Annotated in this window: 14 protein-coding genes and 1 pseudogene; 11 read left to right on the top strand and 4 right to left on the bottom strand. The window is 48.4% G+C overall.

Going from position 1 to position 16,030, the window contains the following annotated elements; translation table 11 throughout:
* Positions 1-109 (top strand): annotated as a pseudogene (locus FMR86_RS20815) (IS110 family transposase); the annotation flags it as partial.
* Positions 110-320: 211 nt separating this feature from the next.
* Positions 321-491 (top strand): HTH domain-containing protein, encoded by a 171-nt coding sequence (locus FMR86_RS07960; protein ID WP_163350563.1) that lies wholly within the window; start codon positions 321-323, stop codon positions 489-491.
* A 120-nt stretch (positions 492-611) separates the two neighbouring features.
* On the opposite strand, the gene FMR86_RS07955 is transcribed toward FMR86_RS07960, so the two are convergent.
* From FMR86_RS07955 to FMR86_RS07945, 3 genes are all read right to left on the bottom strand, one after another.
* Entirely contained in the window at positions 612-995 is a 384-nt protein-coding gene (locus FMR86_RS07955) for a hypothetical protein (protein ID WP_163350562.1), read from the bottom strand.
* A 271-nt stretch (positions 996-1,266) separates the two neighbouring features.
* Positions 1,267-3,450 carry a ferrous iron transport protein B gene (gene feoB / locus FMR86_RS07950; RefSeq protein WP_163350561.1) on the bottom strand — a complete coding sequence of 728 codons (2,184 nt, stop codon included), beginning with the start codon at positions 3,448-3,450 and terminating at the stop codon, positions 1,267-1,269.
* Positions 3,451-3,453: 3 nt separating this feature from the next.
* Positions 3,454-3,687 (bottom strand): FeoA family protein, encoded by a 234-nt coding sequence (locus FMR86_RS07945; protein WP_163350560.1) that lies wholly within the window; start codon positions 3,685-3,687, stop codon positions 3,454-3,456.
* A 288-nt stretch (positions 3,688-3,975) separates the two neighbouring features.
* Between FMR86_RS07945 and FMR86_RS07940 the strand changes: the two genes are divergently transcribed.
* From FMR86_RS07940 to gatA, 6 genes are all read left to right on the top strand, one after another.
* A complete protein-coding gene (locus FMR86_RS07940; protein WP_163350559.1) occupies positions 3,976-5,187 on the top strand; it encodes an aminopeptidase in 1,212 nt (403 codons plus the stop codon).
* Between the two features lie 143 nt (positions 5,188-5,330).
* Positions 5,331-5,909 carry a nucleotide exchange factor GrpE gene (gene grpE / locus FMR86_RS07935; protein ID WP_163350558.1) on the top strand — a complete coding sequence of 193 codons (579 nt, stop codon included), beginning with the start codon at positions 5,331-5,333 and terminating at the stop codon, positions 5,907-5,909.
* A gap of 88 nt (positions 5,910-5,997) precedes the next feature.
* Positions 5,998-7,920, top strand: coding sequence for a molecular chaperone DnaK (dnaK, locus tag FMR86_RS07930; RefSeq protein WP_163350557.1), 1,923 nt, complete (start codon positions 5,998-6,000; stop codon positions 7,918-7,920).
* A 235-nt stretch (positions 7,921-8,155) separates the two neighbouring features.
* On the top strand, positions 8,156-10,216 hold the full coding sequence (locus FMR86_RS07925) for a penicillin-binding protein activator (RefSeq protein WP_163350556.1): 2,061 nt from the start codon (positions 8,156-8,158) through the stop codon (positions 10,214-10,216).
* A gap of 233 nt (positions 10,217-10,449) precedes the next feature.
* Entirely contained in the window at positions 10,450-10,743 is a 294-nt protein-coding gene (gene gatC, locus FMR86_RS07920) for an Asp-tRNA(Asn)/Glu-tRNA(Gln) amidotransferase subunit GatC (RefSeq protein WP_163350555.1), read from the top strand.
* Positions 10,744-10,770: 27 nt separating this feature from the next.
* Complete coding sequence (gatA, locus tag FMR86_RS07915; RefSeq protein WP_163350554.1) at positions 10,771-12,234, top strand: Asp-tRNA(Asn)/Glu-tRNA(Gln) amidotransferase subunit GatA; 1,464 nt, start codon at positions 10,771-10,773, stop codon at positions 12,232-12,234.
* Positions 12,235-12,325: 91 nt separating this feature from the next.
* On the opposite strand, the gene FMR86_RS07910 is transcribed toward gatA, so the two are convergent.
* Positions 12,326-12,766 carry a hypothetical protein gene (locus FMR86_RS07910; RefSeq protein WP_163350553.1) on the bottom strand — a complete coding sequence of 147 codons (441 nt, stop codon included), beginning with the start codon at positions 12,764-12,766 and terminating at the stop codon, positions 12,326-12,328.
* Positions 12,767-13,211: 445 nt separating this feature from the next.
* On the opposite strand from FMR86_RS07910, the gene FMR86_RS07905 reads away from it, so the two are divergent.
* The 3 genes from FMR86_RS07905 to FMR86_RS07895 all read left to right on the top strand — a co-directional run bounded on the left by FMR86_RS07905 (position 13,212) and on the right by FMR86_RS07895 (position 16,006).
* Positions 13,212-13,475, top strand: coding sequence for an RNA-binding protein (locus FMR86_RS07905; protein ID WP_163350552.1), 264 nt, complete (start codon positions 13,212-13,214; stop codon positions 13,473-13,475).
* A gap of 140 nt (positions 13,476-13,615) precedes the next feature.
* Complete coding sequence (locus tag FMR86_RS07900) at positions 13,616-15,499, top strand: pentapeptide repeat-containing protein (RefSeq protein ID WP_163350551.1); 1,884 nt, start codon at positions 13,616-13,618, stop codon at positions 15,497-15,499.
* Positions 15,500-15,610: 111 nt separating this feature from the next.
* Entirely contained in the window at positions 15,611-16,006 is a 396-nt protein-coding gene (locus FMR86_RS07895; protein WP_163350550.1) for a bacteriohemerythrin, read from the top strand.
* Positions 16,007-16,030 lie beyond the last annotated feature (24 nt).

The raw sequence follows: 16,030 nt of genomic DNA, 5'->3' as shown, positions 1-16,030 counted from the left end.
CGCTGGCAAAGCTCATAAAGTTGCGATGGTCGCATCAATGAGAAAGTTACTTGGCATTTTGAATGCCCTAATTGCTAACGACCAATATTGGTCTGAGCAGCCTGCGTAGCTTGACTTTTGCCACCGTTGCTCCGGCGGCTGGGGAAGGAAAACTTTTGCAAAAGTTTTCCTTCCCCAGACCCCATCCTTTCAAAACCTTTCATTATGGCTTCGCCGCTTTGATTTAAAATTTGTCCTACGGAAATTTAAATTTGTTGTTGACAGATACCACTCTTTAAATTAGTAATAGTTATCAACAGCAATAAATAAGGAGATTACAAATGCAGAATAAAGTTCTCGAAGCAATGAAAGAAGCAGGCAAGCCAGTTCGTCCCGGTGATATAGCTAAAGCACTCGGTGTTGAATCCAAGGATGTTTCCAAAGCCATTAAAGCTCTCCGTGAAGACGGAAAAGTCCACAGCCCCAAACGCTGCTACTACGAGCCTCTTTAATAAAATTTCCAATCACCTCATAACCACTCACACCCCACGCAAAAAGGCGGAATGTTCGTTACCACCCGAACATTCCGCCTTTTGCTATTTTGATAAACCTGTTTAAGTAACTACCACATATTACTTGGTTATCGTTACCACTCCATCTTTTCCTGATGCTTGGAAAGTAAAATATGCCCCCGGAGTTTTAACTCTAAAACCATTTTTATCCCTAAGTAAATAGCCATCACAAATCGGTATGCCTGTGACATCAATAATCTTAATATGCCAAGTTTCGGTATAGTCAATAGTTCTTTGCAGAGTTATCTCAAAGCTTTCTTCACTATCACTACCGACAATATCTGATTTCTTTACGATATACCCAGTAGGCACAGACGCCTTGACTTTAACGACCCTCGGCATTTCAGCTGCGTTCTTTACGATCAATTTCCCATCTTCACAAAAAGCGGCTGTCGCAAACATGGTAACGAGCAACATACTCAATAATAACGCAATTTTTTTCATAATATTTTCCAAATCCCCACATTTATATACGGCTAAACTGAACCGCCCCTATACCCCACCAAAACACCTTGATTAGACTTGTTATAAATAACTATCAAACATAATGCTTATTAGCAACAGACCCAAAAAAGACCGCAATACCAAAAGATATTACGGTCGTGATTATTAGTAATAAACTAAGAAGTTATACAGCGAAGCTTACTAAAAAGTTTTGGGATCCTCAAACCCTTTTCAAAGGGTTTGAGGCCCCCGGCAGGGTCGCCGAAGGCAATTACATCAACAAACTACCCACCTGATAAATAATCACAGACAGCGAATAGCCGAAAGTCAGCGACCCGAACACTGAAAAAGTAGCCCACTTCCAGTTGGTCTCGCGAGCGATAACCGCCACGGTAACCATACATGGCACGTATACCATCAAGAAGATGAACACCGACCAGATTACCGGAGTAGTCCAGGCCTTGTCGGCTGCGATCTTTTCAGTGAGCGACAGGGCTTCTTCCGGGTCCTCTTCGCCAAGTGAATAGGCGGTGGACATGGTGGAAACAAAAACTTCCTTGGCTGCGAACGCGCCGATAAAAGCAACATTGGCCTGCCACGGGAACCCGGCCACATCAGTTACCGGGGAAATGGCTTCACTCATGCGTCCGGCATAAGAATGCTTGAGAGCGGCTTCACCTTCATTGTAACTGATTTCAGCAAGGACCTGCTTCACTTTGGCTTCTTTTTCCTCAGCAGTGCCGGACCAAGCTACACTCTGCTCAGCCACCTGCACCCGCTGGGCTTCGAAAGCCGCTACACGTTCGGCAGGGAGCTGCGGGAAGGTCATCAAGGCCCACATGAGGATAGAAATTGCGAGGATCACAGTCCCGGCCTTTTTCACGTATTCCCAGACACGGTCCCAAGTGTGGATGGCTACACCATGCAGGGTCGGGATACGGTACGGAGGCAACTCCATAACGAACGGGGTGGACTCACCTTTTAGGGCTGTCCAACGCAGCAGACGCCCGAAACAAAGGGCCAACAGCCATGAGATGAGCACCAACCCGAACATGACCGTAGTGGCGTTGTCCGGATAAAAAGCGCGGACAAGCATGAGATATGCAGTGGTCTTGGCTCCGCAGATCATAAACGGTGCGGTGATGATGGTGGCAATGCGCTCCTTGGGGCTGCGCAGGGTACGGCAGGTCATAACGCCGGGAACAGCACAGCCGCCGGGCAGACCGCCGGACATGATGAAAGGCATGATGGACATGCCGTGCAAGCCGAATGAACGGAACACCCGGTCGACCATGTAGGAAACGCGGGCCATGTAGCCGAGATCTTCCAGAAAAACGAGCATGGCAAACATAATCAGGATCAACGGGGTAAAGCCCATAACCGCGCCTACGCCGTCAATTACCCCTGATGTGACCATGGACCGGAGCAAACCGTCCGGCAGCAAAGAGCCTACTGTATTGGAGAACCACGCAAAACCTGCTTCCACCCAGCCCTGCGGGATAGCCCCAACATTGAATGTGATGTAAAACATGGAATACATGATCAAGAGCATGATCACCGGACCAAGAAATTTGTGAGTCAGCACAAGATCAATCTTGTCTGAAGCATCAAAGCGCAGATTGTCCTCACGGCTGATGACGCCCTGTTTGAGGATGGAATTAATAAAGCCGTAACGATAATCAGCCAGCACTGCTTCAGGGTAGGTATTCAGTGTCTTCTGGATGTGCGCGGAAACAGTCTGCACTTTTTCTTCCATCTGCACAGCCATTTGCGGATCGGCTTTTTGGCCGTTTTTCATGACTATCTCATCTTCTTCCAGATACTTCACCGCCAGCCAGTGCGGATCGTAACGATCAGTCATGAATTCGTTTTCCTTGATGAGCACGGTCATCTCTTCAATAACCGGATCAAGGTCGTGACCATATGAAATATTTACCGGATTCCATTCGCCTTCGGTTGCTTCAACAACCTGCTGCACGGATTCCATGAGTTCTTCCTTGCCCACACCGCGACGGGCTATGCATTCCACAACCGGAACACCCATAAGCTCGGAAAGTTTTTTGGAATCGATGCGGATGCCCTTCTTACGCACCTCGTCCATCATGTTCAGGCCGAGGACGACCGGAACACCAATCTCCATAAACTGCACGGCAAGATACAGGGAACGCTCAAGAGAAGTGGCATCGAGCATATTGATAACCACATCGGGCTTTTCATCGACAATCACATTGCGGGCGACGACCTCTTCCATGGAATAGGAAGTAAGGGAATATGTGCCGGGCAGATCGACGAGATTGGCGCAAAAATCAGGGGTGCAGTAGCGTCCCTCAGTACGGTCCACAGTGATGCCCGGGTAGTTGCCCACCCGCGCTGTTGACCCTGTAAGGGCATTGAACATGGTGGACTTGCCGCAGTTGGGCTGACCGGAAACCGCTACAAAATATTCCTTGCCCATAGCTTAATCCTCCGGAGCGACCACGATAAAATCAGCTTCGTTGTTGCGCAGGGTCAGGGTAAAGCCCTTCATGCGCAGTGCAACAGGATCTTCCAGAGGCGCACGGCCCACAACCATGAATTCAGTGCCGGGTACAAGCCCCATGTCCCGGATACGACGCCCCAATTCACCGCTGGCGTTAACCGAAACAACTACACCTTTCTGGTCCTTTTTCATTGTTCTGAGTGATACAGACATAACTCCCCTTACACCATATATCTTTTAATTTGATTATGAATAGCATTTTCAACAACAGCCAGTCTATCCCAGCCGCAATTCGAATCTGCTACTTAGCCATGCCCATGATTGAAAGTCAATCTCAGACACGGTAATTTAACATATAATTTTAAGCACAATGAATATCACACTGACCAGACATATATCTTCCGACTTCAAGCTGGTATATTTATTTTTATTGTAGATTAGATTAAGCGGAAGCATTACTGTCTTTTCAGCAACCAGCATTCTAAACAATCAGTATTTTATATGAATAACTTAATTTCCTACGAAGACCTGCGCCAATACGCCAAAGTCCTGCTCTGGGCTATCGGCAGCCAGAAGGCTGACGGGCTGAAAAACAAAAATATCATCATCATTAAATATGATTACCTTGCCACTCCGCTGGCGGAAGCACTCTTCGGACTGCTTATAGAAAAGCACCTACATCCGGTCATGGAAACCGCTTTAACTCCGGCCATGAAGGCGGAACTGTACATCAATTCCAGTTACGGACAGCTGACCTTCCATCCTCCGGGAAAAGAAGAACTCTACGGCGAAGCCGCCGGGGTGATTCGCATCCATGCCCCAGAAGAAGTGGAAGCCATGACCGAAGTGGACCCGCGCGCAATCATGGAAAACCGCAACGGCACCCGCCCCTTCAAACAAGCCATTGAAAAACGCAAGCTGCACGGCAAGCTGGCCTGGACCGAGTGCGCCTACCCCACGCAGGCCCTGGCCGACAAGTCCGGACTTTCCCTTGAGGATTACACCACCCGGCTCATGCGGGCCTGCTATCTGAATATGCCCGACCCGGCCCGCGAATGGCAGAAAATCTCCGAACGCACCAATGAGATTGCCCGCTGGCTGACCTCGCTTGATATCAAGACCATCCGCATGCAATCCGAGCTTTGCGACCTCTTTTTTTCGCCGGGTGAGAACCGAAAGTGGTGCGCGGCAGCAGGTGAAAACATCCCCGGCTATGAAATCTTCATCTCCCCGGACTGCCGTACGGTTAACGGAATCTACTTCGCTGACCTGCCTTCATTATATATGGATAAAGCCACCTACGGGGTGCAGATGGAATTTATGGACGGCATCGCCATGCGCGTGAAAGCCATGGGCGGAGAAAAATTCCTGCTCGACCAGCTCCGGGCAGACGGCGGCGCGCGCCGGGTGGGTGAATTCGCGCTGACCGATGCTTCCATTTCACGGGTGGATCATTTCATGGCCCAGACCATCCTTGATGAAAATTTCGGTGGCGAGCACGGCAGCTGTCATATCGCGCTTGGCCAGTCTTTAAGCGAAACATTTGCCGGGCCGCCGGAAATTCTGGATAAAATGATGATGGACTCACTTGGATTCAACACGTCATCCATCCATTGGGACCTCGTAAATACTGAAGAAAAAATTGTCACCGCAAATCTTGCCGGGGGTGAAAAAGTGACTATTTACGAGAACGGACGGTTTAAAATCGATTAAATCATCTTAAATTGAAAAAAAGTCCCATTTGATCCCGTTTCACATGTTGACAACATTATCGGGATGCTTATTTGTCTAATTACGCGGTCTGACTGTCCTTTTTCAAGGTTCTCAGGCCGCTAATTCATGACACCGGAGAGTCCATGTCTGGAAAAGAAGATAATAAAGAAATGAACGAACAGGAAACCGCGGCGACTGAAACTGAAGAAACTGCGGAAACTGAGAATGAAGTGACTTTAAGCGAAGACGAACTCAAAGCCCTCTGCCGGGAACACGTCTGTCCCGCATGCGATGTGATGGGAGAAGCCAAGGAAGAGCGTCTCCGTGCACTGGCTGAAACGGAAAATATTAAAAAGAGACTCGCCCGCGAGACTGATGAACTGAAAAAGTTCGCGGCGGACTCCATCCTTTCCGATCTGCTGCCCGTGCTGGACAACCTCGACCTCGCCCTTAACCACGCCCAGAATCTTGACGCTTGCAAAGATTTCGTTATCGGTGTGGATATGACCAGAAAAATGTTTCTGGAAACCCTCGCCAAGCACGGCCTTGAAGCTGTGGGCAAAGTCGGCGAAGAGTTCGACCCCAATTTTCACGAAGCCATGGGCATGGCACAGGATGCGGATCTTCCCGCTGAAAGCATCGCCCAGATCATGCAGTGCGGCTACGTCCTCAAAGGACGCGTTATCCGCCCGGCAAAAGTAATGGTCAATAAATTATCCTGATTTTTATAGCCTGACCTCTTTACAAGCTGAAATCAGGCCTTAAATCATAATGCAGTAAATTTGAAAATACATCTGGAGGAATTTATATATGTCTAAAATCATCGGAATCGACCTCGGTACTACCAACTCCTGCGTTTATGTTATGGAAGGTAAAGACCCCAAATGCGTTACCAACGCAGAAGGCGGCCGCACCACTCCCTCCATCGTAGGCTTCACTGATAAAGAACGCCTCGTTGGTGAAATTGCTAAACGTCAGGCTGTTACCAACCCTGAAAAAACCGTCTTCGCCATCAAGCGTCTCATGGGCCGTCAGGCAAGTGCTCCTGAAGTAAAAAAATGGACCGACCACTGCCCCTACCCCATCGTTGACGGTAAAGGCGGTGATGCATGGGTTGAAATCGAAGGCAAAAAATACAGCCCCGCTGAAGTTTCTGCAATCATCCTGCAGCAGCTCAAAAAGGACGCTGAAACCTACCTTGGCGAAAGCGTAACCGAAGCGGTTATCACTGTTCCCGCATACTTCAACGACTCTCAGCGTCAGGCCACCAAAGATGCAGGCCGCATCGCAGGTCTTGAAGTAAAGCGTATCATCAACGAGCCTACCGCTGCTTCTCTGGCTTACGGTTTCGACAAAAAAGCCAACGAAAAGATCGCGGTATTCGACCTCGGTGGCGGTACCTTTGATATTTCCATCCTCGAAGTAGGCGACAACGTTGTTGAAGTTCGCGCTACCAACGGTGACACTTTCCTCGGCGGTGAAGACTTTGACAACGCTGTAATCCAGTACCTCGTTGAAGAGTTCAAGCGTGAAAACGGCATTGATCTCTCTCAGGACCGCATGGCTCTGCAGCGTCTGAAAGAAGCAGGCGAAAAGGCCAAGAAAGAGCTTTCCACTGCCATGGAAACCGAAGTCAACCTGCCCTTCATCACTGCTGACCAGAACGGTCCCAAGCACCTCATGGTCAAAATTTCCCGCTCCAAGCTGGAAAAACTGGTTGAAGATCTCGTTGACCGCACCAAGGCTCCCTGCCAGAAAGCACTGAAAGACGCAGGTCTCACCGCAGCGGACATCGACGAAGTAATCCTCGTAGGTGGTATGACCCGTATGCCTCTGGTACAGCAGAAGGTACAGGAATTCTTCGGCAAAGAGCCCAACCGTTCCGTTAACCCGGACGAAGTTGTTGCAATGGGCGCATCCATTCAGGGCGGTATCCTCGCCGGTGACGTTAAAGACGTTCTCCTGCTCGACGTTACTCCCCTGTCTCTGGGTATCGAAACCATGGGCGGTGTTTTCACCAACCTGATCGAAAGAAACACCACTATCCCCACCCGCAAGAGTCAGGTGTTCACCACAGCGGCGGACAACCAGCCCTCCGTGTCCATCCACGTTCTGCAGGGTGAGCGTCCCATGGCTGCCGACAACATGACCCTCGGCCGTTTTGAGCTGACCGGACTTCCCGCAGCACCCCGCGGCGTACCCCAGATCGAAGTTACTTTCGACATCGACGCCAACGGTATCGTAAACGTATCCGCCAAGGACATGGGTACCGGTAAAGAGCAGTCCATCCAGATCACCGCTTCCTCCGGTCTTTCCGAAGAAGACATCGAGAAAATGGTCAAGGATGCTGAGTCCCACGCTGAAGACGATAAGAAAAAGCAGGAGCTCATTGAAGCCCGCAACCAGGCTGATTCCCTTATATACACCACTGAAAAGTCCCTGCGCGAAGTAGGTGAAAACGTAGACGCGGAACTCAAGGCTGACATCGAAGCCAAGAGCGAAGATCTTAAAAAGGTTCTCGAAACCGAAGATCCCGAAGCCATCAAGCAGGCTACCGATGCTCTGGCACAGGCTTCCCACAAGCTGGCTGAACAGCTCTACGCACAGCAGAATGCTGCCGGTGCTGAAGGCGCAGCAGGTCCCGAAGGTGCAGCAGATGCAGGCGCAGCAAACGCTGATGACGATGTAGTTGACGCTGACTTCACCGAAGTTAAAGACGACGACAAAAAATAATTTGCGTGCAGACTTGCATAGCTGATTAGTAAAGTATAATTTGATCCGGCCTTCATTAATTAATGAAGGCCGGATTTTTTTATGCCTCCGGCGGCTTAAACCCTTTTGCAAAAGGGTTTAAGAATCCCAAAACCTTTTATTATGGCTTCGCCTCTTCGTGAGATTCTTTCGTCTGATAGGCATTAAACTTGACGAATTTACTTTCATAAGCCACAAACTTTGCATGGGAAATTTCATGAGTAAAGAAAAGGCTTCACGCCTTTCAAATCATATTTTTGCAGTTATACTGCTGGCTGCTTTTGTATTTGCCGCATCAGGCTGTATTTCGCTCCAGAAACAGCCGGTCAAAATGCCGACCGTCTCCACTGAAATGATGACCACGCAGGCTCTTGTCAGCGAAGCCGATAAGGCTTGGCGGACACGGGACTACATCACCAGTGAGCTGTACTACACCAGACTGCTGGAACGCACCGACATCCCGGAACGGGTAATCCTTCCGGCCACGGAAAGACTGGCAGTCAGTTCCTTCAAGTCCGGACATTATCACGAGGCAGAAGCACGCCTTGAGCAGTGGCAGAAGCTCTCTGAAGACGCGATAAGCTCCCCGGTCTGGCAGGAATATTATTTCGAGACCCTCACTGCCATCAAAGACTTCCCCAAGCTGAGAACCCATCTCTCCCAGACCATGGAAGATCCGTTCCTGTCATGGGAAATCCGCTCCACAGCCGGTAAAAATCTTTCCGGTATGGAGCAGGACTCTGCTTCGCTTACCGCTCTGGCGCGGCTCTATGCAATCGCCCCGGAAGACGCCAACAAACAGGGACTGGAACTATGGTTCATGAAAGGCCTTGCAGACAAGAGCAAGGCTGAAATCGAAGCCATGGCCGAACTAGTTCCCAGCGGCGCGAACCTTAAATTTCCTTACGAACTGCTTGTTTTCGAAAAAGCGGTCCGTCAGTCCGAAGATACCGAATACTGGCCCATGTCATGGCGCACCATGGCCGGGATCATCCAGAACGGCCAGATCGCGGACAAAACATATTTCAGCGAAATCCTGAGCAGACTTGAAGGTGAATACGGCATCCCGCGCGTAGGCATCGCCCTCGTGCTGCCCATCTCAGGACGCTTTCAGGAATACGGCTGGAAAATCGTTCGCGGTGCGGGCGCGGCCCAGTGGGAAATGACCAAAGCAGGTCTCGACGTGGACGTGCAGGTCATCAACACCGAATCCCCGGACTGGCTGGAACGACTCCAGAACCTGCCCCCGTGGTACACCACCATCGGAGGCCCTATCAGCGTAAAAGCTTTCAAGCAGCTGGAACAGGCCGAAACATATGCGGACAAGGTCACCTTCTCCTTCCTTGCCAAGCCCGGCAACCTTGAAGAAGGAAAACAGGCATGGAGATTTTTCTCCAGCCCCGAAGACCAGATCCGCTCCACCCTTGATCTTGCTGTAAACGATCTGGGCATCACCAGACTGGCCGTGCTTTATCCGCAGGAAAAATTCGGTCGTCAGATGTCCAAAAAGTTCTTTAATATGGCTGCCATGCGCGGTGCAAAAATAACCGGCATGGAATCATATCCACCCCGCGATTTTCCCAAATGGGGCAAGGTGGTCGGAAAGCTGGTCCGTGCGGACCAGAAGCAGGCCCAGAACGAAGCAGAAGGACTGGGCGAGGACGCCCCCCTACCGGAAACAGATTTCGGCGCGGTCTTCATCCCGGACACATGGCATCAGGCACAGCTGATGATTCCGCACTTCTTTTTCCATGAAGCGGACACCCTTGTTTTCCTCGGTCCCGAACTCTGGAGTCAGGCCCTGAACTCCGCCCGCGACGTGGAAGCACGCAACCTACGCCTTACCGTTGCCCCCGGAGCATGGTGGTCAGCCAGTGACGGTGCCGGACGTCTCAAAGAAGTAATGAACCGTGAAGGTCTTGGCACACCTGATTTCTGGGTTGCGCTGGGTTACGACTTCATTAAATTCGCAGGCAAGCTCGGAACCTTCAATGAAGGCTGGACCGCCGAAACCGTAAACGCACGCATAAACGAAGCGCAGCATATGGATTTCAGCCTCGCACCCATCAGCTGGGATGCACAGGGCAAGGCCAGCCAGAAGCTCTACCTGTTCCGTCCCGAGCAGAACGGCAAAACCCGCATTGATGCTGCACTGGTCAGCTCAACTCTCGCCAAGGCCAAGGCCAGACGCGAAGCACGCGTTACCGCTTGGGAAGAAAAGCAGGCCGAACTGGAAGCCAAGCAGGAAGAAGCTGCTTTGAAAAATACTGAACAATAGATTGCCTCCGGCGGCCCTGCCGGGAGCCTTAAACCCTTTTTGTAAAAAGGGTTTAAGAATCCCAAAAACTTTTAATAGGGCTTCGCCGAATGTAATATCTACACCCCTAGCCAGCACAATCAGGCGTGGGGCTAATGGATTAAATCAAAAGTAAATATTCAGTCTCCAGCGGCGAAACCCCGATAAAAAGTTTTTCCCCTCTGGCCGCCGGAGACAAAAATAAGGAGATAATAATGAGTGATGAGAAACTCAATTTAGAGGAAGTAGCCCGTGTGGCACGCCTTGCAAGACTCGATCTTTCAGAAGAAAAAACTGAATTATTTGCAGGACAGCTCAATAACATCCTCTCATACATGGACAAGTTGAACGAAATCGACACAAGCGAAGTAGAACCTCTGTTCAGCCCGGTGGAACACACCACCAGACTGCGCAAGGATGAGGTCAGGAAAGAGCACACCAGAGATGAAGTTCTTTCCAATGCGCCGGATACTGACGGCAAGTACTTTGTTGTTCCCCGCATCGTATAAATTCAAGCTAATACACAGAGATATAAAATGTCCTCACTCATAGAAAAATCACTCACTGAAATCCACGCCATGCTTATGGCCAAGGAAGTGACTGCCACTGAAGCTGTCAAAGCCTGCCTTGAGCAGATCACCAAAAGCGAACCCGAAACCAAGGCCCTGCTGCACATCTGCAATGAGGAAGCCCTCAAGCAGGCCGAAGAAATGGACGCCACAGGCCCTGATGCATCCAAGCCGCTCTGGGGTATTCCGGTCGTCGTAAAAGACGCACTGGCTACCAAGGGTGTACCCACCACCGCAGGTTCCAAAATCCTCGAAGGTTTCACCCCCTTCTACGATTCCACTGCGGTAGCCAAGCTCAAGGAAGCAGGTGCCATCATCGTAGGTAAGGCCAACATGGACGAATTCGCCATGGGTTCCACCACTGAGAACTCCGCCTACCAGACCACCACCAACCCCTGGGACCCCAGCCGCGTACCCGGCGGTTCTTCCGGCGGTTCCGGCGCAACCATCGCAGCCGGACAGTGCTACGCCGCTCTCGGCACCGATACCGGTGGTTCCATCCGTCTTCCCGCATCTTTCTGCGGCTGTGTCGGCGTTAAGCCCACATACGGCCGCGTATCCCGTTACGGCCTCATCGCCTACGGCTCCTCCCTCGACCAGATCGGTCCCATGACCAGAACCGTAGAAGATGCCGCAAGAGTGCTCAACGTAATCGGCGGTCACGACCAGCGCGATTCCACATCCGCTGATAAGCCCATGGAAGATTTCGTAGCCGCCCTTGAAGAACGCAAGGACCTTTCCGGCCTGACCATCGGCCTGCCCGAAGAATACTGGGGCGAAGGTCTTTCCGAGGAAGTCAGCGAAGCCTGCCGCGCCGCAATCGCCAAGGCCGAAGAACTGGGTGCCAAGACCGTTCCCGTAAAACTTTCCATGACCGAATACGCCATCGCGACCTACTATATCATCGCAATGGCTGAAGCGAGCTCCAACCTGTCCCGCTTCGACGGCGTCCGCTACGGTCACCGCACCAAGGACCCCAAGGAACTGGCCGAGCTTTACACCAAATCCCGCACCGAAGCTTTCGGTGACGAGGTCCAGCGCAGAATCATAATTGGGACCTACGTTCTTTCCGCAGGTTACTACGATGCATACTACCGCAAGGCCGCCCAGATCCGCCGCCTGCTGCGCGAAGACTTCAACAAGGCATTCGAGTCCTGCGACCTCATCGCCGGCCCGGTATGCCCCACCACAGCCTTCCCTGTAGGCGACCTGACTTCCGATCCCCTGCAGATGTACCTGCAGGATATCTTCACCATTTCACTGAACTTAGTGGGAATGCCCGGCATGTCCCTGCCCGTAGCACTTGGCAAGAAAACCAACATGCCCGTAGGTCTCCAGTTCATGGCACCCGCCTTTGATGAAAAGACCATGCTTCAGGCTGCCAACGTTCTCGAAAAGAACCTCCCCGAGCTGCCCAAAGTCAAACTCTAGGAAGCAGGCACATAAAAAAATTCAAGCCCCGCGCTCATCAGAGTGCGGGGCTTTTGTTTTTACATATGCAATCAAATCCAAAGCATAAAACTTATTGCGGTGGCTGACGTTTAAATCCTGAGCTAATCCCACCCATTATTACAGAACCGACAGCATTTGGAACAACCGCGCCAGTCCCCTTAGCAACAAACTGAATTTCCAACACTACAGCTGATTTTTTGGTTACCTTATATATTGGATTGTACGGGTCACGTTTTTCATAAAGATTTCTTGTTCCTGTTGCTCTGCCCAGCGCGACAGTGACGGAACTGGCACAACCGTCAGGAATATTAATCTGATGATGATCGGAAGATAATATACCGTTGAAGTGATAATAACGTTTCGCACGATCATCATACGCTAAAATTGAATACTGACCGCCTTTAGCTGCCTGAATTGTAATTACTTCTTGAGCCGAAGAATTCGACACCACACTTAAAATCATAAATGTACAGGCTAGCACCAGAAGGCTTGATTTTGTTATTAAATTCATAATCCCCCCTCTACAAAACGGAATTAATTAAATATTCCTAACACGACATAGCATCTATATTCGTAATAACCAAGATGTTTTTGAAATACTATCCAACTCCATACGCAATAAAGCCCCGCACTCATCAGAGTGCGGGGCTTTATTGAATCAAAGTGCTGTTTTATTTTTTATCTAAAAAAATTTTACTTTTTTCTCAGTACTTTAGACTAACAAATACATATTAATCTACTTCCACACTCCGATATAGCTTGACTTTAATTCATAAACAATAGATTAACTACCAATCAAACACCAGCCGTACCCGTGAAGGCACGGTCAAACTGTGACTAGCGCTGGTTTAAATTGAACATGACTATCGAGGAGCCGAGTACGCATCTTGTACGCGGCCCTTTTTTTTGGTGCACGGGCACTGATATAATTTTTATTTTTTATTGGAGTATTTAGAATGTCTAAGAATATCTACGTTGGTAACCTGCCCTGGTCCGCTACTGAAGAAGATGTCCGCGCTTCCTTTGAAGCTTACGGTGAAGTTATCTCTGTTAAACTCATCGAAGATCGTGAAACCGGCCGCGCTCGTGGTTTCGGTTTCGTAGAAATGGACGACAACGGCGCCATGGATGCTATCGAAGCTCTCGACGGCAAAGACTTCGGCGGTCGTAACCTCAAGGTTAACGAAGCCAAGCCCAGAGCAGAACGCCCCCGCTGGTAGTCTGTCTCTGTAAGTCTTAAAAGACTTTTTAACGCCCGGTTCTCTTTTGAGAATCGGGCGTTTTTTATTGTGGATTAATTGCAGCATTATAAGATATAAAACCCCCACTTACTGAAATTCGTCATTTATAAGAGGTACACATGGGTTGTTGCATTGGGGAGAAGCATAGTAATTGGTGTAAAGATTACGACATCGTCTATATTGATGCTGATGGGAAAGAGTATTGTATTTTTCATGCTCCTGCTGATTGTAAGTTTGATGTTCCTAGTGGGAAGCCTTATGACGGACGTGATGGTGGGGAAAGACCTGCTTTGATGAGGGCTGAGAAGTTTAATGGGTTGATTTTTGAGCGGATTGATGGGGTTATTGAGGAGGGGGAGGATGAGGAGCGGGATAAAGATAATTGGTTAAAAATGCGTTGGAATCCAAGATGTAACTTCTCCGCAACTATTTTCCCATATGAAATTTCACTTTCAAAATATCATAAACTAAATGCCAAACACATACCGCCAATTAACTTAAACTACTCTTTTTTTTTGAAACATACCGATTTCAAAAATGCTTTTTTTGATGCAAAAAGTAACTTTAACAATGTACATTTTAAATCGACTAGCGACTTTAGAAATACTACATTCAATAAAATCAACTTCATCAATACCCATTTTCACAACACACCACTATTTATAGACACCCACTTCTGTGATGAGACGAACTTCTCGGACTCACAATTCTATAATGAAATAACCTTTGAGCATGCACAATTCATTAAAAATGCAATTTTCAAAAGCGCGAACTTTAACGGCAAGGCAACCTTTGAATATGTACATTTCATGAAAACTGCAAACTTTAGCAAATCAATATTTTTATCCGAAACAGATTTCAGCAACACTAAATTTCATCAACAAGCAAAATTTATAAATTCAAAATTCAATGCATGTACTTTTTTTGTATATGCTGAATTCCAACACGTTGATTTTAACGAGACGGAATCATTAATGGAGATATATTTTGATCATAGCAAATTTGAAAAAGCATCATTTTACTTAATGGAATTCAATGGCCCAACTTTCTTTCAAAGTTCATCATTTGAGAACAAACCATCTTTCGACAATACTATATTCCAAGCCTACTCCAACTTCGAACAAACAATTTTCGAAGACGGTGTTAATTTCAATTTAGCTTTTTTCAAAGAATGGACCTATTTCCGTGATTCTAAATTCTTAGGTGAGACAAGCTTCGCAGGCGCAATATCAAAAGAGACCATCCTTCTTGAGTCCGTAAATCTTACAAATCTCAAATTTGATAAGACAAACATAGAGTCTTTCAAATTCATTAACTGCACTTGGGGTGACGAAAGATTTGCACCGATTTATGATGAAAAGCATCAAGAAGAAACAGATTGCACCGACACCACCCTCGCAGAAATATATCGCCGCCTAAAAAGAATAGCCCGCGAAAGCGCAGACGAAGAACAAACCTCGCACTGGCATTACCGCGAAAAAGAAATGACCCGCAAAAGCTTGGACAAGGCTCCCTCAACACATTTCTGGAACATACTTGCTACCGCAATTTTCATGATCCCAGTCTGCGCCTTTTTCCTAAAAATGCAGCACGAATATTTTCTAAATATTGCAGTAGGGCTTTCGCTCCTACTAACAGCAATAGTAATTGGCTATAACGACTTCCAAAAGATCAAAAACGACATCAACAAAGTAGCCTCAAAAATCTACCTCAACTTCTACCAACAAATCAGCGGTTACGGAGAAGATCCTATCCGCGCAGGAGCAATCCTGTTCTGTCTAGTCATTTTCCCCTTCCTAGCGCAATTCATAATAAGCCTCACCCCATGGGCAAACCAAGACTGGCTAAAAATGGCCATGTGGTACATGCCACTTATTAAAATTAAATTCGCAGATACTGATCTAACAGGCCTCCAATACTTCTTCAAAGGCATCTCAGTAACCCTAATCACCCTCCAAGCCGCCCTCTTCGGTTTCGCCCTGCGAAACAAACTACGCCGCTGATAGAACGCAAAAATATCGCGCCGGACTATCTACCTAATTATAATTGGACAAAGACAGCAAGGCTGGTAATATTAATGAGTAAAAAATTATACATAGAAATACGGAGAAAAAATGAAACGGCTGTGGACAGAATCATACCGCTTTGGAATTGAACCGATGGATAAGCAGCATGAGGAACTAGCCCGTACCGCCCAAAAATATATACTCGCCCTTTCTGAAAACAGCGACGAAGATGTCTGCCAAAAACTGTACTCAAAACTATTTGAACAAGTGCAGAATCATTTCAGAGATGAAGAAACGATAATGCGTAAAACATCGTACCCACAGCTGAAAGAACATTCAGACGAGCATACCCATCTTGTCAGAACATTTCTCACCCACGGCAGATTCAAAAGGACGGGCAAACAAGAATTAATTGATTACTTTTGCAGCTGGCTCAATGATCACCTGGAAGAGCATGACAGCCGTTTCGCAGCCTTCTATTTAAAAACCATGCAATCCGATTAAATTAGCCGTTCACATCATTCCAAT

The organism is Desulfovibrio sp. JC010, assembly GCF_010470675.1.
Lineage (GTDB): Bacteria > Desulfobacterota > Desulfovibrionia > Desulfovibrionales > Desulfovibrionaceae > Maridesulfovibrio.
The sequence above is the reverse complement of the archived record's forward strand: the minus strand, read 5'-3'. Positions and strand labels throughout refer to the sequence as shown.